Below are 21,111 nucleotides of genomic sequence, written 5' to 3' on the forward strand. Positions count from 1 at the left end.
GGAGGAGACAGACACGATTATATGAGCCGACCTTGTGCGACGCAAGAACATTTGCATTGCGAAATACGATTTCATAATGTGACAACGCGGTCTTCCCACTAAAATCTTAAAAATATCCTTTTAAATCAAACACTAAATGTCGACCGCATGGCCGCGCCATCAGACATCATCTAGAGTAAAACCCCTAAACCTGTCAGGGCATTCCCGAATCGGCTGAACATGCCGCAGCGCAACACGCAAGCCGTGATCCGGCATAACTTGAGGCAAAAGTCGCCTCGGGCAGACACTCAAACACCGGGCTACAATGCCCTCTCGATATGGCAAAAGCGCGGTGGAGCACAGCATGGAATGCAAAGTGAGCTGGATGGGGCAAGACGGGATGGCGTTCGCAGCCGAGACGGGCAGCGGCCATCTGGTGGCAATGGACGGCGCGCCTGAAGGCGGCGGCCGCAACCTCGCGCCGCGTCCGATGGAAATGGTTTTGCTCGGCACGGGCGGCTGCACCGCCTACGACGTCGTGATGATCCTGAAGAAAAGCCGTCAGGAAATCACCGATTGCTCGGTGACGCTGAAGGCCGAACGCGCCAGCGAAGATCCGAAAGTGTTCACCAAAATCCACTTTCACTTCACCGTGACGGGCAAGAATCTGAACCCGACCACCGTGGAACGCGCGATCAACCTGTCGCACGACAAATACTGCTCGGCCTCGATCATGATCGCCAAGACCGCCGAGTTGACGCACTCGTTCGACATCGTCGCGGGCTGAACGCGACCTGGCGGCGGCTGCGGCGCGGGCCTGAGCGCTCGCCGCCGAACGCGCGCACCAAAAGAAAAATGCCGGCGTCCATCTGGACGCCGGCATTTTTTGTTGGGTGGCAAAGCAAGCCGATAAGCCGGATTCTGTGCACGCGCAACATCCGAAGACGCGACGCGCGTGGCAGCCATTCCTCTAGGCGCGCCATTGCTGACGCGCTCAAGCTTCCTACCCGCAGACGTGACAGGGGCCCCGTCCTGCATCTCGAAGATGCTAGCCTGCCTACTTGGAATTGCTCCGGGTGGAGGTTACCGTGCCGGTCTGCCTTGCAGCAGCCGCGGTGCGCTCTTACCGCACCGTTTCACCCTTACCTGATCCCGGCTTGCGCCGGGCCATCGGCGGTTTGCTTTCTGTTGCCCTGTTCCGCGTGTTGCCACGGATGGCCGTTAGCCATCACCCTGCCCTGTGGAGTCCGGACTTTCCTCGCCCTCTTTGGCCGAAGCCGCAAAGGCCGCGACTGCCTAGCCTGCTTTGCTGGAGCGGATTTTAACACCTGCGGCAGCGGCAAGCCGGTTCAACGGCTGAAATAGCCGAACGGCCAGGGGATCCTGTGACGAACTTGAGCGCGATCAACGCGCACGCCGCCCCGAGCGAAACACGAAGGTATCGTCGTAAAACGAGGGCGATTCGCTATCCGGCCACCAGCCTGGAATGCCCAGCACCGGTAACGGCGCAAACATGCGGCTTGTCAGCGCATCGGTATTCAGCAGCGCGGCGGCGACGGACTCGTCCAGCCACGCTTCCCGCTTTACAGCGTCCCACTCGAAATACGCCGCCGGCACATCGACGATCCACGCATGCCCCGTGCAAGCCTTGAACGGCGCAATCAGCTTCTCCAGCAACGCATGGCCGAAGCAGCGCACTTCGCAACTCGTCCCCCATGCGTCGCGCCGGGCCACCAGCAACGTATGCCAGTCGAATCCACGCAATGCCGCGCTCAAAGCAGGCTCCGCGCAAGCGAACAGCAGCGCGTTCTCGTCGAACAGGGTTAGCGTATCGCGCACGCCGCCTCGCGTCGGTCCGACGCCCAACACGCCGATGGCCGCCGACTGCCGCGCGTTCAGCGCCGCCTTGATGCGTGGAAAGGCGAACCATATCGACGCATTGAAGAAGTCGTGCAGATTGTGGCGCGTCGGCACGCAGCCGGTCGACGCGATGTGCGCTTCGTACGCCGCGCCGGCAGGCAGATCGTCTTGCGCGATAAACGCGAGGCGCTGACCGCGCCCGGTGATCTGCCGCATCTCAGCGGCATCCGCGTTCATTTCGGCGAGCAACGCCGCGTAGCTCGTCAGCGCGGCTTGCTGCCAGCGCTTGCCGCGTTCGGCGAAAGACGCGAACCACGGCTTGGTCCAGTCTATGGCAGCGAAGCCCGTCGGCTCCGCTTCATGCGCCTGCATCTGGCTGAGCCTTAAACCAGCCGCCAGCCGATCGACTCGCCGCCGCGCAACGGCACGACCGGCGTATCGCCGACCGGCAATTCGGCCGGCAGCGTCCATTCCTCACGACGCAGCGTGACCTTCTCTTCACTACGCGGCAGACCGTAGAAGTCCGCGCCGAAAAAGCTCGCGAAGCCTTCGAGCTTGTCGAGCGCGCCGGCGTTGTCGAAAGCTTCCGCGTAAAGCTCCAAAGCATGCAGCGCCGTGTAGCAACCCGCGCAGCCGCACGCATGCTCTTTCAGCCCCTTCGGATGCGGCGCGCTGTCCGTGCCGAGGAAGAAGCGCGGATTGCCCGAGGTCGCCGCCTCGACCAGCGCCACACGATGTGTCTCGCGCTTCAACACCGGTAGACAGTAGTAATGCGGGCGAATGCCGCCCTGGAAGATCGCGTTGCGGTTGTACAGCAGGTGATGCGCGGTAATCGTCGCGCCCAGCAGCTCCGGCGCGACGCCGGCTTCGCGGATATAGTCGACCGCGTCTTTCGTGGTGATGTGCTCGAACACCACTTTCAGCGCCGGAAACGCGCGGCGCAGCGGCGTCATGACCCGGTCGATGAACACCTTCTCGCGGTCGAACAGATCGATCGACGAATCCGTCACTTCACCGTGCACGAGCAGCGGCATGCCGACTTCCTGCATCACCTCGAGCGTTTTGGCGCACTTCATGATGTCGGTGACGCCCGCGTCCGAGTTGGTCGTCGCGCCCGCCGGATACAGCTTCACGCCATGCACGAAGCCGCTTTCGCACGCGCGGCGGATTTCGTCGGGCGGCGTGTTGTCGGTCAGGTACAGCGTCATCAGCGGTTCGAATTTCGCACCTTCAGGGATCGCGGCGACGATCCGCTCGCGATACCCCTGTGCCATCGCGGTGGTCGTGACCGGCGGCTTCAGGTTCGGCATGATGATCGCGCGGGCGAACTGGCGCGCGGTGTCCGGCAACACAGCGGCCAGCATTGCACCGTCGCGGACGTGCAGGTGCCAGTCGTCCGGGCGGGCGAGCGTAACGGAGTCGCGGGAATCGAGGGATGCGTTGGAAGCGGTCATGGCGGCGGGGGACGAGATTCGACGACAAAAGCCAATCTATGCGGTCAAACCGCAACGTTGCGGCATAAACACACGTCAATTTTGCTATTTGGCGTTTCTGGCTCGGTGATATGCTTGGAAAATCATCATTGTAACGGCTCGCCCCGTTCACAGGCTTACCAGCAACATGTGCCAACTTCTCGGAATGAACTGCGCCGCGCCAACGGATGTCACGTTCTCGTTCACCGGCTTTGCGGCGCGCGGCGGCGTCACTGATCACCACGCCGACGGCTGGGGCATCGCCTTCTTCGAAGACAAAGCCTGCCGCCTGTTCATCGATCATCAATCGTCGGCCACCTCGCCGATCGCCGAAATGGTCAAGCGCTACCCGATCAAATCGAAAAATACGATCGCGCATATTCGGAAGGCGACGCAAGGGCACATCCTGCTGGAAAACTGCCATCCGTTCATGCGCGAACTGTGGGGACGCCACTGGATCTTCGCGCACAACGGCGACCTCAAGGATTATTCGCCGGTGCTGACGGGCGTGTATCAGCCGGTCGGCACAACCGACAGCGAGCTCGCTTTCTGCGCGCTGCTCGAAGGCTTGCGCAAGGCTTTTCCCGGCGCACAGCAGCCGCCGCTCGATGAACTGTTTGCCGCGCTCGAAACCCTCACGCGCGAAATCACGCAATTCGGCGTGTTCAATTTCCTGATGTCGAATGGCCAGGCGCTATTCGCGCATTGCTCCACGCATCTGCACTACATCGTGCGGCGCTGGCCGTTTTCCACCGCGCATCTCGTCGATGCGGACGTGTCGATCGATTTCGCCAAATACACGACGCCCGAAGACCGCGTCGCGGTGATCGCCACCAAGCCGCTGACCGACAACGAAGTCTGGACCGCCTTCGAACCCGGCGATCTGATGATGTTCCAGCACGGCGAAGTGATCGGACGCGTCAACGTGCCGGTGCCGGATTCGGTGCTGGAAAAGCTGCGCAATCCGGCTCTGGACGCGTCGGCTTCGGCAACCACGATCGCGGCTTCGACTGAAGCAATGAGCGCGGGAGAAGCCGAGCTCGACCTCGAAGCCGCAGACGATGCCGCCGCGTTCGAATCCTGAGCCTTTTAAGCGCTTGTAACGCGCGGGCATCGGCTCGAATCGAATCGCTACAAACGAAAAAGCCGCTTCTTCCGAAACGGCTTTTTTTCTGCCCGCGCCGCGCCGCGTGAACGGCGCGACGCCACGACAAACTCAATGCAGGATCTTCGCCAGAAAGTCCTTCGCGCGATCCGACTTCGGATTGGCGAAGAAGTCTTCCTTGCGGTCGTCTTCCACGATCAAGCCCTGGTCCATGAAGATCACGCGATGCGCGACCTTCTTCGCGAAGCCCATTTCGTGCGTCACGCACATCATGGTCATGCCTTCCTGCGCGAGTTCGACCATCACGTCGAGTACTTCGTTGATCATTTCCGGATCAAGCGCCGAGGTCGGCTCGTCGAACAGCATGGCGATCGGGTCCATCGACAACGCGCGCGCTATCGCCACGCGCTGTTGCTGACCGCCCGACAACTGGCCCGGAAACTTGTCCGCATGCGCGCGCAGGCCGACGCGATCGAGCAGCTTCAGCCCTTTCGCAGTGGCTTCATCGTTCGAGCGGCCGAGCACCTTCACCTGCGCGAGCGTGAGGTTCTGGACGATCGACAGATGCGGAAACAGCTCGAAGTGCTGGAACACCATGCCGACCTTCGCACGCAGCTTCGACAGATTGGTTTTCTTGTCGGTGAGCGACTGCCCGTTGATGACGATCTCGCCCTTCTGGAACGGCTCGAGGCCGTTGACGGTTTTGATCAGCGTGGACTTGCCCGAGCCCGACGGCCCGCACACCACCACCACTTCACCCTTTTTGACTTCCGTCGTGCAGTCGGTCAGCACTTGAAACTGGCCGTACCACTTCGAAACATTCTTGATAGAGATCATCTTGCGACCTTTTTCTGAAGACCTTTGACGAGGCTCGACGCGACCACACAGATCACGAAATAACATGCGCCCGCGAACAGTACCATCTCGACATTCGTACCGTCACGGTCGCCAATATTCGTAGCGGTGCGGAAGAAGTCGGCGAGGCTGATCACGTAGACGAGCGACGTATCCTGAAACAGCACGATACCTTGCGTAAGCAGCAGCGGCACCATCGCGCGGAACGCCTGCGGCAGCACGATCAGACGCATGGCCTGCGAGTAGCTCATGCCGAGCGCGAACGCCGCGTTGACCTGCCCGCGCGGCACCGACTGAATGCCGGCGCGGATGATTTCCGAATAGTACGCCGCCTCGAACAGCGAGAAAGCGACCATGGCCGACGCGAGGCGAATGTCGATATCCGGCGACAAACCGAGCACGTTTTGCAGCACTTGCGGCACGATCAGGAAGAACCACAGCAACACCATCACCAGCGGGATGGAACGGAAGATCGTCACGTAGCCCTTCGCGAACCACTCGAAGGGTTTGAACGACGACAGCCGCATCATGGCGAGAATGGTGCCCCAGACGATGCCGAACACGATCGCGATCAGCGTGATCTTGAGCGTGACGATGGCGCCGGTCCACAGCGTAGGCAATGCGCCCGGAATACCGCTCCAGTCGAAATGGTGCATTACTTGCCTCCGATATAGCCGGGCAACCGGGTCTTGGCTTCGACCCAGCGCATCAGTTGCATCACGACCAGATTGATCAGCATGTACGCTATCGTGACCGCGATGAACGACTCATATGTCTGCGACGTGTAGTCGACCAGTTGGCGCGCCTGGGCGGACAGATCGAGCAGGCCGATCGTCGACGCCACCGCCGAGTTCTTGAAGATATTCAGAAACTCGGACGTGAGCGGCGGCACGATGATCCGGTACGCAACCGGCAGCAGCACATAGCGATACGTCTGCCATTGCGTGAAGCCCATGGCGAGACCTGCGGCGCGCTGGCCCTTCGGCAACGCGTTGATCCCCGAGCGCACCTGCTCGCACACGCGCGCGGCCGTAAAGAGCCCGAGGCAGATGATCGACGACGAGAAAAACTGCGCGCCCGGCGGCAGTTGCTTGAACCAGTTGCCTATTGAAGCAGGCAGCAACTCCGGTATCACCAGATACCAGATGAAAAACTGCACGATCAGCGGGATGTTACGGAAAATGGCGACATAGAGCGTACCGATGGCCGACGCCCATTTATTCGGCACCGTGCGCAGCACGCCGAACAATGAACCGACGATCAGCGCGATCACCCATGCCGACAGCGATACCGTTATCGTCACCCAGAAGCCCGACAGCAGCCAGCCCAGATAAGTGGTCGGCTCGCCGGTGGAGACGGGACTCAGCAGAATGCCCCAGTTCCAGTGATATGACATGACCAAGACTCCAGCAAAAAGAAACGGAAGAAGCGCGTGGCCCCTTCCGTTTCGTTCAGCGTTTCAAAAAAACAGCTAAGGTTTAATCGATTGCCTTGTCATTCGGGCTCTTGTAGAGCGCCTTGATGTCGTCGCTTTCCGGGAAGTTCAGGTTCAGGCCCTTCGGCGGAATCGGCGATTCGAACCACTTCTTGTAGATCTGATCGGCTTCGCCCGAGGTTTCGACCTTGGCGATCGCGTCGTCGACCACCTTCTTGAATTCCGGATCGTTCTTGCGAATCATGCAGCCATACGCTTCATGCGATTGCGGCGTGCCGACGATCACGAAATCGCCCGGATTGTTCGACTTCGCGCGTTCGCCCGCGAGCAGTGCGTCGTCCATCATGAAGGCAGCGGCGCGGCCCGTGGAGAGCGTCAGGAACGACTCGCCGTGGTCCTTCGCGCTGATGATGTTCATGCCCATGCTCTTGTCCTGGTTCATCTTGCGAAGCAGGCGCTCGGAGGTGGTGCCGGCGGTCGTGACGATCGTCTTGCCCTTCAGGTCCGCCCAGTCCTTGATGCCGGAGTCTTTCTTGGTCATCAGGCGCGTGCCGATCACGAAGATCGTGTTCGAGAAGGCAGCCTGTTGCTGACGTTCAGCATTGTTCGTGGTCGAGCCGCATTCCATGTCGACGGTGCCGTTCTGCACCAGCGGAATACGGTTTTGCGACGTGACCGGCGTAAGCTTCACCTTCAGGTTCGGCATGTTCAGCTTCTGCTTCACGGCCTCCACCACTTTCAGCGCGAATTCCTGCGAGTAACCGATGACGTTCTGCTTGTCGTCGTAATACGAAAACGGGATCGACGATTCGCGATGGCCCAGCGAAATGACACCCGTGTCCTTGATCTTTTTCAGCGTACCGGCGTCTTGCGCATGCGCGCCAACCGTAAACAGTCCGAGAGTCGCGAGCAGCAGCGCAGCTTTTTTAACCTTCATGTGTGATCTCCTTGGCAAGAACCGGCGCCAGTTTAGCAAAGTAATTATTCTGAAAGTATCGCTATAAACCATGTTGTTGCGTGTGCGCCGCTATAGGTTTGCGGCGCTTCGGCCCGGTCGGTCAACCTTTCCGCATATGCAAAGGCGGACGGCATCGATACGATGCCGTCCGCCGGGTCGAACACGCCGTCTTGTGGACCGCGTTGAAGCAAGGGTTGGCGGCGGATCCGCGCGATAGCGGAACCGCCGTTTGAAGCGGAAAGAAGCGGAAGATCAGGGATACAGGCCGCGCAGTTCGCGTGCTTCCAGGATCCGCTTACACGCGACGATAAACGCCGCCGTCCGCACGGACACCTTCTGCTCGCTCGACACTTGCCACACCGCGGCAAATGCTTCACGCATCACACGCTCGAGGCGCTGGTTGATCTCGTCTTCCGTCCAGAAGAAGCTCGAGAAGTCCTGCACCCATTCGAAGTACGACACGGTCACGCCGCCGGCATTGGCCACCACGTCCGGAATCACGAGGATGCCGCGATCGTGCAGGATGTCGTCCGCCGCCGTGGTGGTCGGGCCGTTCGCGCCTTCCACGACGATCTTCGTCTTGATCTTGCCGGCGTTCTTTTCGGTGATCTGGTTTTCCAGCGCCGCCGGAATCAGGATGTCCGATTCGACGTTCCAGAATTCTTCGTTCGTGACCGCGTCGGCTTCAGGGAAACCACCCACGCCGCCCGTCTTGGCCACGTGTTCGAGCAGTGCGACGGCGTCGATACCGGTCGACTTGTACAGCGAGCCGGTGTGATCCTGCACCGCGACCAGCTTCGAACCCGCTTCCTGGAACAGACGCGCCGCGATACCGCCCACGTTGCCGAAACCTTGAACCGCAATACGTGCGCCTTCGATGTCGACGCCGATACGGCGTGCGGCTTCCGAAGCCGTCACGAACACGCCACGGCCCGTCGCCTCGCGGCGGCCGAGCGAACCGCCCAGCGTGATCGGCTTGCCCGTCACGACGCCGGTGGCCGTTTGGCCCTGGTTCATCGAGTACGTGTCCATCATCCACGCCATGATCTGCTCGTTCGTGTTCACGTCCGGCGCGGGAATGTCGGTATTCGGTCCGATGATGATGCCGATTTCGCTGGTGTAGCGGCGCGTCACACGCTCCAGCTCACCACGCGACAAGGTGCGCGGATCGACACGGATGCCGCCCTTCGCGCCGCCGTACGGCACGTTGACCGCAGCGTTCTTCACCGACATCCACGCCGACAAGGCCATCACTTCCGACAACGTCACGTCCTGGTGGTAACGCACACCGCCCTTGCCCGGACCGCGCGACACGTTGTGCTGCACGCGATAGCCTTCGAAGTGAGCGACCGTGCCGTTATCGAGTTCGATAGGCACGTCGACGATCAGAATGCGCTTCGGGCGCTTCAAGGTTTCGAGCCAGCGGGACAGGGAGCCGAGATACGGCGCGACGCGATCGACCTGACGCAGGTAGTTGCCCCACGGGCCGAGATCGTCTTTATTCAGGTAGGAAGGAACCGACTGCAACGTTGATGCGGATTGGGCTGCTTGTTGCTGGGATGACATGAACGCTCCGGCGTTGAACGAATGACAGCATTGTGGAAAAACGCCGTTTTGAAATCCAATGCCGTTTCATTATCCGATTATGTTTTTTTTGCATAACCATCGAGAAGCCGCAAATTCGCGTCGTAGCGAGGCAGGATTTCAGGCCGTGCCTTGCGCCAGTTCCTCCGACACCACATCCCACAATTGACGCGCGAGTATCTGTCGCGCATCGTCGCTCTTCGCCACGAGCTTGTCGCGATAGAGACGAATCTCCATGGTCAGCGTGAGCTGCCCTTCCGGCGTGCCGCGCGTGGCGCGGTCGAGGCGGATCAGCTTGCCGTCGGCGACCGCGTCTTCCACCGCGCTGTGCGGCAGGAAGGCGATGCCGTGTCCGGCCAGCGCCATCGCCTTGAGTCCTTCGGCCATGTCGGTTTCGTAAAGGCGGTCGAGGTACAAACGCTCCGGCGCGTTGGCCAGGATCACTTCGGTCATGCGTCCCAGATAGGCGTTCGGCGTGTAGGACAAGTACGGCGTGGGCGCCTCGCCCGTGCCCGGCAACGTGTGACGCGGACGGCCGGCGCGGCCCGGCACCGAGAACGGACTGATCGGCTCGTGGCCGAGCGTCAGCATGTCGTAGCGGCCCGGATCGAGCGCGACCGGATGGCTGGGATGGTGATAGCCCATCATCAGATCGCAGCCGCCTTCCACCAGCGACAACGCCGCGTCATGCACGTTCAGGGCGCGCAGACGCGTGTGGATCGGACCCAGATGGGCTTCGATCCGCTGCAGCCAGCGTGGGAAGTAGGTCAGCGACAATGTATGCGGCACGGCGAACTCGATAGTCGCCTGCGGCGTCGCCGTATGGCCGCGCAGCAGCGCGCGCGCTTCGTGGAACTGCGAGAGCATCGCGAGCGCCTGCTCGTTAAACACCTGGCCGGCCGCCGTGAGCCGCGTCGGATAGACCGAGCGGTCGATCAACTCCGTGCCGAGCCACGCTTCGAGCGCCTGAATCCGCCGGGAGAACGCCGGCTGCGTGACGTGGCGCAATTCAGCCGAGCGGCTGAAACTACGCGTTTCCGCGAGCGAAACGAAGTCTTCGAGCCATTTCAGTTCCATGCGGGGTCTGCTGCCGAGGGGAGAGAGGAAGTCAGCATTCTAGTGGGTGTCGTGAAGCGGGCCGTCGCGGGCGGGCGCGCGAACGCGTGATAGCCCAGTAATGCGAAATCGGATTGCGCCGATGGCGCCGGCCGGTGGCGAGCCGCTATCTTGCTCCGCTCACGCCGTCGCCCGCGCGCCGCGTCCTCCACCAACCTGTTCGACAACGCGCCTTTCCGCGCGAGACTCCGCCATGCCCCCACTCGTCTCCATCATTACGCCGACGGCCAATCGCGAGCGTCTGCTGCCGGCCATCGCCCGCTGCGTACTTCGCCAGCAGATAGACTGGGAATGGCTGATCCTCGACGACAGCCCCGAGCCAAGCGCGTATCTACAAGCGCTGGCGTCGCAGGAAGCACGCATCCGCTACTTTCATTCCGCAACGGGCATGTCGATCGGCGCCAAGCGCAACTTTATGATTGCCGAATCGCGCGGTTCCGTAATCGCCCATTTCGACGATGACGACCACTACACACCGCACTACCTCGCACACATGATCAGGATGATGCAGGAGAACCGCGCGGATCTGATCAAGCTGTCGGGCTTCTTCATGTATGCGCCGCACACCCAATTTTTCGGCTACATGGACCTGAACGCAAAGGTGGGACTGCACTACGAACTGAGCGGCCGCTCGGTCAGCCACATCGAATTCCACGAGAAGATGCAGATCGGCGCGGATTTCATCCTCTTCTATGGTTTCTCGTACGTGTACGACAAAGCGCTTGCGGCGGTCTCGGCTTTCGACGATATCAATCTGTGCGACGACGAGAGCTTCATCCGGCGCGTGGTCGAAGCAGGCCGCAACGTGATCGCGGTCGACGATCCACAGGCCAGTTGCCTTCATCTGGTCCATCCCGCGTCCACCTCACGCTGCTTCTCCCGCTATTCACTGCCGCCGTTCACGCTGCCCACCCTGTTTCCCGGCTACGAGGGCTATCCAGGCTAGCCGCCGCGCAGTCGTCACACAGCCACAACACAGCCGCCATGCCGGCGCCGCACGGGTGCCGCGCGCGTCGCGGCGAAATCGGGCCCATCAGCGTCCGGTGGTAAAATTCGCGATTCCCGCAGTTTCCTCCGCGTTTTCATCCTTGCGTCACGCCCCCATCATGTCCGACACCCGCCCCGACACCCTGTTCGCGCTGAACGCGCTCTCCCCGCTCGACGGCCGCTACGCGTCGAAAACCGAAGCCCTGCGCGAGTGGCTCTCGGAAGCCGCTTTCATGCGCAATCGCGTGACGGTCGAAATCCATTGGCTGATCGCGCTCTCGCGCGCCGGTTTCGCCGAAGTACCGCGCTTTTCCGAAGCGTCCGAACAATTCCTGCTGCAACTGGCCAAGCGCTTCACCGCGCACGACGCCGCGCGCATCAAGGAAATCGAACGTGTGACGAATCACGACGTGAAAGCGGTCGAGTACTGGCTGAAGGAATCGGTGAAGGGTCAGGCAGAACTGGAACGCGCGAGCGAGTTCATCCACTTCGCCTGCACGTCGGAAGACATCAACAACACGTCGCACGGCCTGATGCTGGCGGGCGCCCGTGAGCACGTGATGCTGCCGGCGCTGCGCTCGGTGCATCAGCGCCTCGTCGCTCTGGCCCACGCGCACGCCGAACAGCCGATGCTGTCGCGCACGCACGGCCAGCCGGCCAGCCCGACCACGCTCGGCAAGGAGCTCGCCAACGTCGCGGCCCGCCTGGAACGCGCGATCGACCGCATCGCCAAGGTCGAACTACTGGGCAAGATGAACGGCGCGGTCGGCAACTTCAACGCGCATCTTTCGGCCTATCCGGAGTTCGACTGGGAAGCGTTCTCGCGCGAAGTGGTCGAACAGCGCCTGAAGCTCACGTTCAATCCGTACACGATCCAGATTGAGCCGCACGACTACATGGCCGAACTGTTCGACGCGGTGTCGCGCGCCAACACGATCCTGCTGGATCTGGACCGCGACGTGTGGGGCTATATCTCGGTCGGCTACTTCAAGCAGCGCACCAAGGCCGGCGAAATCGGTTCGTCGACCATGCCGCACAAAGTCAACCCGATCGACTTCGAGAACTCGGAAGGCAACCTCGGCCTCGCGAACGCCACGCTGCGCCATCTCGCCGACAAGCTGCCGGTCTCGCGCTGGCAGCGCGACCTGACCGATTCGACGGTGCTGCGCAACATCGGCGTCGCTTTCGGTTACTCGCTGCTCGCGTACGACTCGCTGATCCGCGGTCTGGACAAGCTCGAAGTGAATGCACAGCGTCTGAACGAAGACCTCGACAACTGCTGGGAAGTGTTGGCCGAACCGGTGCAAACGGTGATGCGCCGTTTCGGCATCGAGAATCCGTACGAGCAGTTGAAGGAACTGACGCGCGGCAAGGGCATCACGCGTGAAGCGCTGCAAACGTTCGTCAATGGCCTGGCGATTCCGCAGGACGCGAAAGACCGCTTGCTCGCCATGACGCCGGCCTCGTACATCGGCAAGGCAATCGAACTGGCGAAGCGAATCGCTTAACCGGCTAGAGTCGTGCATCGCCTCGTTGCTAGAGGCGTAAAAAAACCGCTCCGTGTGAACTGACCCCGCAAAGTTGGACAGTTTTCGGCTAGGGCCGGCAGGCCTGGGTCCTGTACATCACAGGACTCAGGCCGTTCAGTTTCAACGTGATGCGTTTGTGGTTGTAGTAACGGATGTACTGTCTGATACCCGCCTTTAACGCCTCAATACTCTCGAACCTGTTCAGAAGAAAGAACTCGGATTTGAGCGTGCCGAAGAAGCTTTCCATTGCCGCATTGTCGTAGCAGTTTGCCCTGCGCGACATACTCTGCGTCAGGCCGTGTTGATCCAGCAGCCTTCGATAAGCGCGCATCTGGTACTGCCAGCCCTGATCCGAATGCAGCAATGGCCTGTCCTCGTCTCCCAGTTTCGCCAGTGCTTTCCTGAGCATGCCGTTCACCATTTCAAAGACCGGACGCGTGTTCATCTGGTAAGCCACGATTTCGTTGTTATACAGATCCATGATCGGCGAGAGATACAGTTTCTGTCCGAGCACGTTGAACTCCGTCACGTCCGTCACCCATTTCTGATTGGGCTGCGACGCGCTGAACTCGCGGTTCAGCAGATTCGGTGCGATACGCCCGACTTCGCCGCGCCATGAGCGGTATTTCTTCGCGCGCACCAGCGATTTCAGGTTCAGTTTTCCCATCAGACATTGCACTGTCTTGTGGTTGACCAGCTGACCCGCCTTCCGGATCTCAAGGGTGATGCGCCGGTAGCCATAACGGCCCTTGTGGCGCTCATACACCGTCTTGATCCTGGCTTTGAGGTCCTTGTGCCGGTCGACGCCGTCCATCACCTTCAACTGATAGTAGAACGTGCTGCGCGCCAGACCCGCAGCCTTGAGCAAGGCCAGCGTCGCATGGTGCTGCCGCAGTTCCTGCACTATTTGCGCTTTTTCTTTTGCGCGCCCTGCTTCTTCGCCTGAAGCAGGGCATCGAGCTTTTTTAGGTACGCCACCTCCGCGCGCAGGTACTCGTTTTCCTTGAGCAACTGCTCACGTGTGCGCTCATCCGGCGCACTCTCTCCGGTCGGCTGTTCGGGTGTCGGGTGGGTCATTGTTTTGGGGCGCCCTCGTGGGCGGGGCGCCAGAGCATCCATACCGCCCTCATGATACCGGCGTTCCCATTTCCCTACACAACTGGGGTTGCGAATGTCGAACACCACAGCCACTTGCCGACACGACAGATCCTTGCGCCACATATGAGTGAGGACCGACATCCTGAACTGCGCGTCGTAGTGACTGAATTTCTTGCGTAATCCATCACGGCCATGCTGCTCGTAAGTCGCCACCCAGTGCCGCAAAACAGAGGGACCCACACCGTACCGCTGTGCAATTACACCTGCACCGGCGACGCCAGCCAGGTATTGCTTAACCAGCTTCAGCTTTAACTGCTCACTGTACTTCGCCATGAAAAACACCCCAAAGGTTGGATTGGTGTCCAACTTTTGGGGTGCAGTTCAGTGGAGCGGTTTTTTATTGGCAGCAGCGAAGCAAACTCACTTGCGCGCTTCGACCTGCTTCAGCACGTCGTCGACGATCTCTTCCGGCGACAGTTCGATGCTCACCGTGATCGCCTCATCCGCGCTCGGTTCTTCGAGCGTATCGAGCTGGCTTTGCAGCAGCGACGGATCGAAGAAATGCCCGGTCCGCGTGGTCAACCGCTGCTCCAGCACTTCGCGCGAGCCATGCAGATACACGAAGCACACGTCCTTGTCGCCGTCGCGCAAAACGTCGCGGTACGAGCGTTTCAGCGACGAACACGTGAACACCGCCGTCTCGCCCGCCTTCTGCTTCTCGACGATCGCGACGCGGATGGTTTGCAGCCACGGCCAACGGTCTTCGTCGGTGAGCGGAATGCCGTGGTGCATTTTCTCTTTGTTGGCCGCGCTGTGAAACGCGTCGCCGTCGGTGAACGCGCAATGCAGGCGTTCCGCCAGCATTTCGCCAATTCTCGTCTTGCCGGCGCCCGACACGCCCATTGCGATCAGAATCATCAAAAACTCCTTACACGACCGCCGCGAGTGCGAAGGTCAAACCCAAGCCCATCAGCGAAATGATGGTTTCGAGGAGCGACCATGTCTTGAAGGTCTGCCCCACCGTCATACCAAAGTATTCCTTGATCAGCCAGAAACCGCCGTCGTTCACGTGCGAGAAGATCAGCGAGCCCGAGCCGGTGGCGAGCACCAGCAGCTCCGGCTCGACATGCACGCCGCTAGCCGAAGCGATCGGTGCGACGATGCCGCACGCCGTGGTCATCGCGACGGTCGCCGAACCCGTGGCCAGACGAATCAATGCGGCCACCAGCCAGCCGAACAACAGCGGCGACAGATGCATGGCCGTTGCCACATTGACGATTTCCTTCGAAATGCCGCTATCCATCAGCACGCGCCCGAAACCGCCGCCCGCGCCGACGATCAGCGTGATGCCCGCGATCGGCGCGAGACAGTCGCCGCAGAATTTCTGGATTTGCTCGCGAGTGAAACCGCGGCTCGCGCCGAAAGTCCAGAAGCTGACCAGCACCGCGATCAGCAGCGCGACGTCCGAATTGCCGGCGAAGTGCAGCAGATCGTTCGGCAAGGTTTTCGGCGTGGTGAAGAGATCGGCCCAGCTTCCGATCAGCATCAAAAACACCGGCAGCAGGATCGTGAGCAGCGTGATGCCGAAGCTCGGCAGTTCGCGCTTCGGCGCTGCGTTTTGCGCGCCGTTTTTGGCTTCGTCATCGTGACCGAGAAATTGCGCGGCGAGCGCGTTGTCTTTCGGCAGCTTGATGTAGCGACTGATCAGCAACGCGAACAGCGGACCGGCGACGATCGCCGTCGGCACACCGACGATCAGCCCATAGGCGATGGTCCGGCCGATATCCGCGTGATACGCCTGCACCGCGAGCATCGCGGCCGGATGCGGCGGGAGCAGCCCGTGCACGACGGACAGACCCGCGACCATCGGCAAGCCGACCAGCAGCAGTGACTTGTTGGTGCGCTTCGCGACGTTGAACGCGATCGGAATCAGCAGCACGAAGCCGACTTCGAAGAACACCGGCAAGCCGACGATGATCGCCACGATCATCATCGCCCAGTGGATGTTCTTTTCGCCAAAGAAGTTGATCAACGTGGTGGCGATGCGCTCGGCGCCGCCCGATTCGGCCATCATCTTGCCGAGCATCGTACCGAGGCCGACCACGATGGCAATGTGCCCGAGCGTATTGCCGTTACCCGTTTCGAACGATTTGACGATGGTCGCCATCGGCATGCCGGATGCAAGACCCAGCAGCAGCGACACGATGATCAGGACGAGGAACGGATAGACCTTGTAGCGCGTGATCAGCAGGATCAGCAATGCGATGGCGATTGCCGCGAAGACCAGCAGCGTACTGCCGTGGACAGCTTCCATGAAGCTCCTCCTTTTGCGTTATTGATTGTGTGAGTGCAGAACAGCCGGCACCCTTGTCTCACGGCGACCTGTGCGGCGCCTTGAAACCGGGCTGACCGCGCGGACGCTGAATTTTACTGTTTGTTATCTGCAAACGTGCGCCAATTCCGCGCGCATATCGCAAAAGAGCCTCGCCAAGACAGCCTGAGCAGCTGTATCGACGAGGCTCCTTTGTGTCGGACCTTGATAAAGGGTTAACGAGCGCGCGGCTTCAACTTAGTGAGCCGGTGCCGCCAGCTGGCTCGCGGCACGCGCCAGGCGCGTGACCTCGTCCCAGTTTTGCGCGGCGAGCGCGGCTTTCGGCGTGAGCCACGAGCCGCCCACGCACACCACGTTCGGCAGCGACAGGAAATGCGTGGCCGTCTCCGCGGTGATGCCGCCGGTCGGGCAGAACTTCAGAGTCGGGAACGGCCCGTAAAAAGCTTGCAGCATCGGCACGCCGCCGGCTTGCTGCGCCGGGAAAAACTTCACGATCTCGTAGCCGAGTTCGAGCGCCGCGATGATGTCCGACGGCGTCATCACGCCCGGCAGCAGCGGCAGACCCGCATCCTGCGCGGCCTTGTGCATGTCTCTCGTCAGACCCGGCGAGACGCCGAACTGTGCGCCTGCCTTCTTGGCCTGAGCGCAATGCTCGGGCTTCGTAATCGTGCCGACGCCGACCACGATGTCCTCGGCCAATTGGCTCGCGCGTTCGATCGCTTCGAGGCCCGCCGCGGTGCGCAAGGTGATTTCCAGCACCTTCACGCCGCCCGCGTGCAGCGCGCGCGACACGTTTTCACCCTGTTCGGCCGAGTCGAACGCGAGCACCGGAATCACCGGGCCGAGGCGCACGATCTCGCTTACTGTTTTCGACGTCATAGTCAGACTCCTTGTTCTGCAGCACTTAGCTGGCGTGAGTGGTGCTTGTGTGTTTTGCGGTGTGAGCTTTGGCTGCTTCGCCGTGATGCGCCGAACGCTCGCCCACCATCGCGCCGAATACCGACGCACCCTGCTCCGCCGGCGACGCCGCCGCACGGAATACACCGAACAGTTCGCGGCCGAAGCCGACCTCGTTTTCCGCTTGATGCTGCGGCACGGCACACGCACGCGCGGCCCATTCGGCTGCGTCGATCTCGATGTCGAGCACGCCGGCTTCGGCGTCGATCACCAGCATGTCGCCGGTGCGCACCTTGCCGATCGGCCCTTGCAGCAACGCTTCCGGCGACAGGTGAATCACCGCCGGCACCTTGCCCGACGCGCCGGACATGCGGCCGTCCGTGACCAGTGCAACATGGAAACCTTGATCCTGCAACACACCGAGCAGCGGCGTCAAACGATGCAGTTCAGGCATGCCGTTTGCGCGCGCACCCTGGAAGCGCACGACGGCGATAAAGTCGCGCTTCAGTTCGTGCTTATCGAACGCTTCCTGCACGGCTTCCTGCGAATCGAACACAATCGCTGGCGCCTTGACCTTGCGATGCTGCGCCGCGACTGCGGAAATCTTGATGACGCCGCGGCCAAGCTTGCCCTGCATCAGACGCAAACCGCCGTCCGGCTGGAACGGTTCCTTGATGCCGCGCAGCACGGCCGTGTCTTCGCTGGCTTGCGCGCCCGGCACCCATTGCAGCTTGCCGTCGATCAGCTTCGGTTCTTCCGTGTAGTGCTTCAGGCCCTTGCCCGCGACGGTGTTCACGTCTTCGTGCAGCAAGCCGCCTTCCAGCAGATTGCGGACCAGGAACGCGACGCCGCCGGCCGCGTGGAAGTGGTTCACGTCGGCCTTGCCGTTCGGATAAATCTTTGCGAGCAGCGGCACCGCTTGCGACAGCGTGTCGAAGTCGTCCCAATCGATCACGATGCCGGCCGCGCGTGCAATCGCGACCAGGTGCAACGTGTGATTGGTCGAGCCGCCCGTCGCCAGCAATGCGACGATGCCGTTGATGATCGCTTTTTCGTCGACTATGTGGCCGATCGGCATGTAGTTGCCGCGCTCCACCGTCAGATCGAGCACGCGGCGCGCGGCTTGCGCGGTCAGCGCGTCGCGCAACGGCGTGTGCGGGTGCACGAAAGCCGAACTCGGCAGATGCAGGCCCATCACTTCCATCAGCATCTGATTGCTGTTCGCGGTGCCGTAGAACGTGCAGGTGCCGTGGCTGTGATACGCGGCGGCTTCCGCTTCGAGCAGCGCGCCGCGGTCGCACCCGCCGGTCGCGAAGAGTTGACGCGTCTTGGCTTTGTCGTCGTTGGACAGGCCGCTGCCCATCGGGCCGGCCGGCACGAAGATGGTCGGGATATGGCCGAACTGCAGCGCGCCGATCAACAGGCCCGGCACGATCTTGTCGCAGATGCCGAGGCACAACGCCGCGTCGAACATGTTGTGCGTGAGCGCAACCGCCGTGCTCATCGCGATGACTTCGCGCGAGAACAGCGACAGTTCCATGCCGGCATTGCCTTGCGTGACGCCGTCGCACATGGCCGGCACGCCGCCCGCGAATTGCGCGACGCCGCCGTTTTCACGCGCGGCCTGCTTGATGATGTCCGGGTAGTTTTTGTACGGCGCGTGGGCCGACAGCATCTCGTTGTACGAGGACACGATGCCGATGTTCGGCTCGCGGATCTGCTTGATGACGAGCTTGTCGTTGCCTTCGAGGCCGGCGAAACCGTGGGCCAGATTGGCGCAGGAGAGCGCGCCGCGCGCCGGAAACTTGCCCTGCGCGTGGTGGATGCGGGCGAGATACGCCTCACGAGTCGGCTTGCTGCGCTCGACCACGCGTTGCGTGACCTTCAACAATTGCGAATGCGGGGAAACCATCGGAGCTCCTTCGTCGCTGGCGCGAAGACGTGCGAGCATGCGCGCACTTTGCCAGGTAGGTATCGCGGGGATGTCGAATCAGTTGACGACGCCATCTTAGTAGAAAAACTACATGATCGCAATGTTCATTGCTGCTGCGCTGCCGCATAATCAAATTGCCTGAAACGCCCATCCGGCCTAGATTTCACGGGTTCCAACCAAAACTTAGGGATTACACCTACGGGCTCAAATGTAGTTTTTGTACCTTTCCGGCAATCGGTATATAGTCCACGCATTCTTCAGCATAGTGCGAGTTTTCCAATGATGCTGTCCCAGGTGGAAGAGATGCGCGATCAGTTGCGGCCGTCCGAGCGCAAACTCGCCGACTACGTGATCGAGGCGCCGCGCGAAGTGCTCGATCTGTCGATGACGGAAGTGGCCGCCCGCGCGGGCGTGAGCCAGCCGACCATCGCGCGGTTCTGTCATGCGCTCGGGTTTTCGGGTTTCCGTGAGTTCAAGATCCGGCTGGCGCAGGGGATTGCGTCGGGCGTGCCGACCGTCTATCGGGATGTGCGGCCGGATGAAGGCGCGCCCGGACTGATCGCCAAAGTATTCGACCGGACAATCGGCACGCTGATCGAGGTGCGCAACAGCCTGTCGCCGGATAGCGTCGAGGCGGCCGTCGAACTGCTGGCGAACGCGGCGCGCATCGAGTTCTACGGAGCGGGCGGATCGGGCATCGCCGCGCAGGATATCCAGCACAAGTTTTTCCGGCTAGGCATGCCAAGCGTCGCGTACTCCGATCCGCACACTTACTCGATGTCGGCGGCGCTGCTCGGACCCGGCGATGTCGTGGTCACGGTATCGAATACCGGCCGAACCCGCGACATCATCGAAGCGGCGCGCTCAGCGCTCGCTCGCGGCGCGAAGGTGATCGCGATCACGCATGGCAGTTCACCGCTTGCGCGCGTCGCGTCGATCTGTCTGTTCTCGAACGTGGTCGAGGAAAACGACGTGTTTTCGCCGATGACCTCGCGCATGTCGCATCTGGCGATCGGCGACATTCTCGCGGTCGGCGTCGCGCTCAAGCGTGGGCCTGAACTGGTGGAGCGTGTGGGGCAGGCGAAAGGGGTGATCGGCCGGTTGAGGATTGATGGCGAGGGTTGAAGCGGCGGGGATAAAAAAGGCCTGCGCGATGGCAGGCCTTCGGGGTCAAACAGTCAAACGATGCGTGCTGCTGCTTACTCGGCGAACACGCGGACGTCGACGCGGCGATTCTGCATGCGGCCTTCGGCCGTCGCATTCGACGCCACCGGATCGGCACTTCCCAAACCACGCGCGACGAACTGATCGGCGTGGAGACCGCCGTCGCGCAGATATTGCACGACAGCCGCAGCACGCGCTTGCGACAATTTCAGGTTATGCGCCTCCGAACCCGTCTTGTCGGTATAACCCATCACCGTCACGCGATGCAGGTTGACGCCCTGGTTCACGATCATGAAGTGGTCGAGGTTTTCCTTCGCAACTGAGCTAAGCGCCGCGCTGTCAGTGGCGAAGTTGGCGTTGCCTTGCAGCAGTAGGCGAACCTGCGGCACCACCTGCTTTGCTTGCGACTGCGGCGCCGGTTGTTGCGGAGATGCCTGCGAAGCCGGCTGTTGCGCAACCGGCTGCGGGATCGGCTGTTGCACAACCGGCTTGCCACACATAAAGGTCAATTCGCGCGGATCTTTCTTCGGCGCGCCGTCGCCTACGCGATCGACTGCTTCCATCCATGTCACGGGCTGAGCCTTACAGGTTTCCTCAGCGACCCGCACACAACTCCGCGAGCTTTCGAAGAGTCCCGAGCAACTGACCTGGTAGATCGGCGCCTGCTGATTCGGCACGCTAATCGCGAGAAGCGTATAGGTCGGACCCGACTGCGTGGTACATGCAGCAAGGAATGTCACAAACGCGCCGAGCAACGGCGCGCGCAAGGATTTAAAAAGAGTTACGTTCATTTTCACGGATTCAGTC

19 protein-coding genes and 1 other RNA gene are annotated in these 21,111 nt (G+C 61.3%); 5 read left to right on the top strand and 15 right to left on the bottom strand.

Features of this window, described 5'->3' with window-relative positions; translation table 11 throughout:
- Positions 1-343 precede the first annotated feature (343 nt).
- Complete coding sequence (locus HF916_RS45805; RefSeq protein WP_168795185.1) at positions 344-766, top strand: OsmC family protein; 423 nt, start codon at positions 344-346, stop codon at positions 764-766.
- 107 nt (positions 767-873) lie between these two features.
- Here the strand turns inward: HF916_RS45805 and rnpB are convergent.
- The 3 genes from rnpB to pyrC form a co-directional block, all read right to left on the bottom strand.
- Positions 874-1,287, bottom strand: an RNA gene (gene rnpB / locus HF916_RS45810) — RNase P RNA component class A.
- 96 nt (positions 1,288-1,383) lie between these two features.
- Positions 1,384-2,211 (bottom strand): DUF3025 domain-containing protein, encoded by an 828-nt coding sequence (locus HF916_RS45815; protein ID WP_168795186.1) that lies wholly within the window; start codon positions 2,209-2,211, stop codon positions 1,384-1,386.
- Positions 2,212-2,222: 11 nt separating this feature from the next.
- The gene (pyrC, locus tag HF916_RS45820) at positions 2,223-3,293 is read right to left on the bottom strand and encodes a dihydroorotase (protein WP_168795187.1); all 1,071 of its coding nucleotides are present in this window, start codon (positions 3,291-3,293) and stop codon (positions 2,223-2,225) included.
- Positions 3,294-3,459: 166 nt separating this feature from the next.
- Here pyrC and HF916_RS45825 point away from each other — a divergent pair, with 166 nt between their 5' ends.
- Positions 3,460-4,395, top strand: a complete 936-nt coding sequence (locus HF916_RS45825) for a class II glutamine amidotransferase (RefSeq protein WP_168795188.1) — start codon at positions 3,460-3,462, stop codon at positions 4,393-4,395.
- A 132-nt stretch (positions 4,396-4,527) separates the two neighbouring features.
- On the opposite strand, the gene HF916_RS45830 is transcribed toward HF916_RS45825, so the two are convergent.
- From HF916_RS45830 to HF916_RS45855, 6 genes are all read right to left on the bottom strand, one after another.
- Positions 4,528-5,253, bottom strand: coding sequence for an amino acid ABC transporter ATP-binding protein (locus HF916_RS45830; protein ID WP_168795189.1), 726 nt, complete (start codon positions 5,251-5,253; stop codon positions 4,528-4,530).
- Complete coding sequence (gltK, locus tag HF916_RS45835; protein WP_168795190.1) at positions 5,250-5,927, bottom strand: glutamate/aspartate ABC transporter permease GltK; 678 nt, start codon at positions 5,925-5,927, stop codon at positions 5,250-5,252. Before gltK ends, HF916_RS45830 begins: the two co-directional genes overlap by 4 nt.
- Positions 5,927-6,667, bottom strand: a complete 741-nt coding sequence (locus HF916_RS45840) for an amino acid ABC transporter permease (protein ID WP_168795191.1) — start codon at positions 6,665-6,667, stop codon at positions 5,927-5,929. Before HF916_RS45840 ends, gltK begins: the two co-directional genes overlap by 1 nt.
- 82 nt (positions 6,668-6,749) lie before the next feature.
- Positions 6,750-7,643 carry a glutamate/aspartate ABC transporter substrate-binding protein gene (locus tag HF916_RS45845; RefSeq protein ID WP_168795192.1) on the bottom strand — a complete coding sequence of 298 codons (894 nt, stop codon included), beginning with the start codon at positions 7,641-7,643 and terminating at the stop codon, positions 6,750-6,752.
- Positions 7,644-7,916: 273 nt separating this feature from the next.
- Entirely contained in the window at positions 7,917-9,230 is a 1,314-nt protein-coding gene (locus tag HF916_RS45850) for a Glu/Leu/Phe/Val family dehydrogenase (protein WP_168795193.1), read from the bottom strand.
- Between the two features lie 138 nt (positions 9,231-9,368).
- On the bottom strand, positions 9,369-10,325 hold the full coding sequence (locus tag HF916_RS45855; protein WP_168795194.1) for a LysR family transcriptional regulator: 957 nt from the start codon (positions 10,323-10,325) through the stop codon (positions 9,369-9,371).
- A gap of 232 nt (positions 10,326-10,557) precedes the next feature.
- On the opposite strand from HF916_RS45855, the gene HF916_RS45860 reads away from it, so the two are divergent.
- Together HF916_RS45860 and purB are read left to right on the top strand one after the other, a co-directional pair.
- Entirely contained in the window at positions 10,558-11,310 is a 753-nt protein-coding gene (locus HF916_RS45860) for a glycosyltransferase family 2 protein (RefSeq protein ID WP_168795195.1), read from the top strand.
- 160 nt (positions 11,311-11,470) lie between these two features.
- The gene (gene purB / locus HF916_RS45865; protein ID WP_168795196.1) at positions 11,471-12,859 is read left to right on the top strand and encodes an adenylosuccinate lyase; all 1,389 of its coding nucleotides are present in this window, start codon (positions 11,471-11,473) and stop codon (positions 12,857-12,859) included.
- 88 nt (positions 12,860-12,947) lie between these two features.
- On the opposite strand, the gene HF916_RS45870 is transcribed toward purB, so the two are convergent.
- The 5 genes from HF916_RS45870 to edd form a co-directional block, all read right to left on the bottom strand.
- Positions 12,948-14,311 (bottom strand): IS3 family transposase gene (locus HF916_RS45870; protein ID WP_168789116.1). Its coding sequence is split into 2 segments (ribosomal slippage): positions 12,948-13,849 and positions 13,849-14,311, totalling 1,365 coding nucleotides; the frame shifts between segments, so codons are not numbered across the junction.
- A gap of 87 nt (positions 14,312-14,398) precedes the next feature.
- Positions 14,399-14,896, bottom strand: a complete 498-nt coding sequence (locus tag HF916_RS45875; RefSeq protein ID WP_168795197.1) for a gluconokinase — start codon at positions 14,894-14,896, stop codon at positions 14,399-14,401.
- A gap of 10 nt (positions 14,897-14,906) precedes the next feature.
- Positions 14,907-16,292 (bottom strand): GntP family permease, encoded by a 1,386-nt coding sequence (locus HF916_RS45880; protein WP_168795198.1) that lies wholly within the window; start codon positions 16,290-16,292, stop codon positions 14,907-14,909.
- A gap of 255 nt (positions 16,293-16,547) precedes the next feature.
- Entirely contained in the window at positions 16,548-17,189 is a 642-nt protein-coding gene (gene eda, locus HF916_RS45885; protein WP_168795199.1) for a bifunctional 4-hydroxy-2-oxoglutarate aldolase/2-dehydro-3-deoxy-phosphogluconate aldolase, read from the bottom strand.
- Between the two features lie 25 nt (positions 17,190-17,214).
- The gene (edd, locus tag HF916_RS45890) at positions 17,215-19,119 is read right to left on the bottom strand and encodes a phosphogluconate dehydratase (protein ID WP_168795200.1); all 1,905 of its coding nucleotides are present in this window, start codon (positions 19,117-19,119) and stop codon (positions 17,215-17,217) included.
- Positions 19,120-19,419: 300 nt separating this feature from the next.
- On the opposite strand from edd, the gene HF916_RS45895 reads away from it, so the two are divergent.
- The gene (locus HF916_RS45895; RefSeq protein ID WP_168795201.1) at positions 19,420-20,265 is read left to right on the top strand and encodes a MurR/RpiR family transcriptional regulator; all 846 of its coding nucleotides are present in this window, start codon (positions 19,420-19,422) and stop codon (positions 20,263-20,265) included.
- A 74-nt stretch (positions 20,266-20,339) separates the two neighbouring features.
- Here the strand turns inward: HF916_RS45895 and HF916_RS45900 are convergent, their stop codons facing one another.
- Positions 20,340-21,095 (bottom strand): OmpA family protein, encoded by a 756-nt coding sequence (locus HF916_RS45900; RefSeq protein WP_168795202.1) that lies wholly within the window; start codon positions 21,093-21,095, stop codon positions 20,340-20,342.
- Between the last annotated feature and the right edge of the window lie 16 nt (positions 21,096-21,111).

It is taken from the genome of Paraburkholderia aromaticivorans, from assembly GCF_012689525.1.
Lineage (GTDB): Bacteria > Pseudomonadota > Gammaproteobacteria > Burkholderiales > Burkholderiaceae > Paraburkholderia > Paraburkholderia aromaticivorans_A.

What these genes read in the sequence shown, in the direction of transcription:
- HF916_RS45805 (WP_168795185.1), top strand. Translation starts at nt 344, where the DNA reads ATGGAATGCAAAGTGAGCTGGATGGGGCAAGACGGGATGGCGTTCGCA.
- HF916_RS45815 (WP_168795186.1), bottom strand. Translation starts at nt 2,211, where the DNA reads ATGCAGGCGCATGAAGCGGAGCCGACGGGCTTCGCTGCCATAGACTGG.
- pyrC (WP_168795187.1), bottom strand. Translation starts at nt 3,293, where the DNA reads ATGACCGCTTCCAACGCATCCCTCGATTCCCGCGACTCCGTTACGCTC.
- HF916_RS45825 (WP_168795188.1), top strand. Translation starts at nt 3,460, where the DNA reads ATGTGCCAACTTCTCGGAATGAACTGCGCCGCGCCAACGGATGTCACG.
- HF916_RS45830 (WP_168795189.1), bottom strand. Translation starts at nt 5,253, where the DNA reads ATGATCTCTATCAAGAATGTTTCGAAGTGGTACGGCCAGTTTCAAGTG.
- gltK (WP_168795190.1), bottom strand. Translation starts at nt 5,927, where the DNA reads ATGCACCATTTCGACTGGAGCGGTATTCCGGGCGCATTGCCTACGCTG.
- HF916_RS45840 (WP_168795191.1), bottom strand. Translation starts at nt 6,667, where the DNA reads ATGTCATATCACTGGAACTGGGGCATTCTGCTGAGTCCCGTCTCCACC.
- HF916_RS45845 (WP_168795192.1), bottom strand. Translation starts at nt 7,643, where the DNA reads ATGAAGGTTAAAAAAGCTGCGCTGCTGCTCGCGACTCTCGGACTGTTT.
- HF916_RS45850 (WP_168795193.1), bottom strand. Translation starts at nt 9,230, where the DNA reads ATGTCATCCCAGCAACAAGCAGCCCAATCCGCATCAACGTTGCAGTCG.
- HF916_RS45855 (WP_168795194.1), bottom strand. Translation starts at nt 10,325, where the DNA reads ATGGAACTGAAATGGCTCGAAGACTTCGTTTCGCTCGCGGAAACGCGT.
- HF916_RS45860 (WP_168795195.1), top strand. Translation starts at nt 10,558, where the DNA reads ATGCCCCCACTCGTCTCCATCATTACGCCGACGGCCAATCGCGAGCGT.
- purB (WP_168795196.1), top strand. Translation starts at nt 11,471, where the DNA reads ATGTCCGACACCCGCCCCGACACCCTGTTCGCGCTGAACGCGCTCTCC.
- HF916_RS45875 (WP_168795197.1), bottom strand. Translation starts at nt 14,896, where the DNA reads ATGATTCTGATCGCAATGGGCGTGTCGGGCGCCGGCAAGACGAGAATT.
- HF916_RS45880 (WP_168795198.1), bottom strand. Translation starts at nt 16,292, where the DNA reads ATGGAAGCTGTCCACGGCAGTACGCTGCTGGTCTTCGCGGCAATCGCC.
- eda (WP_168795199.1), bottom strand. Translation starts at nt 17,189, where the DNA reads ATGACGTCGAAAACAGTAAGCGAGATCGTGCGCCTCGGCCCGGTGATT.
- edd (WP_168795200.1), bottom strand. Translation starts at nt 19,119, where the DNA reads ATGGTTTCCCCGCATTCGCAATTGTTGAAGGTCACGCAACGCGTGGTC.
- HF916_RS45895 (WP_168795201.1), top strand. Translation starts at nt 19,420, where the DNA reads ATGATGCTGTCCCAGGTGGAAGAGATGCGCGATCAGTTGCGGCCGTCC.
- HF916_RS45900 (WP_168795202.1), bottom strand. Translation starts at nt 21,095, where the DNA reads ATGAACGTAACTCTTTTTAAATCCTTGCGCGCGCCGTTGCTCGGCGCG.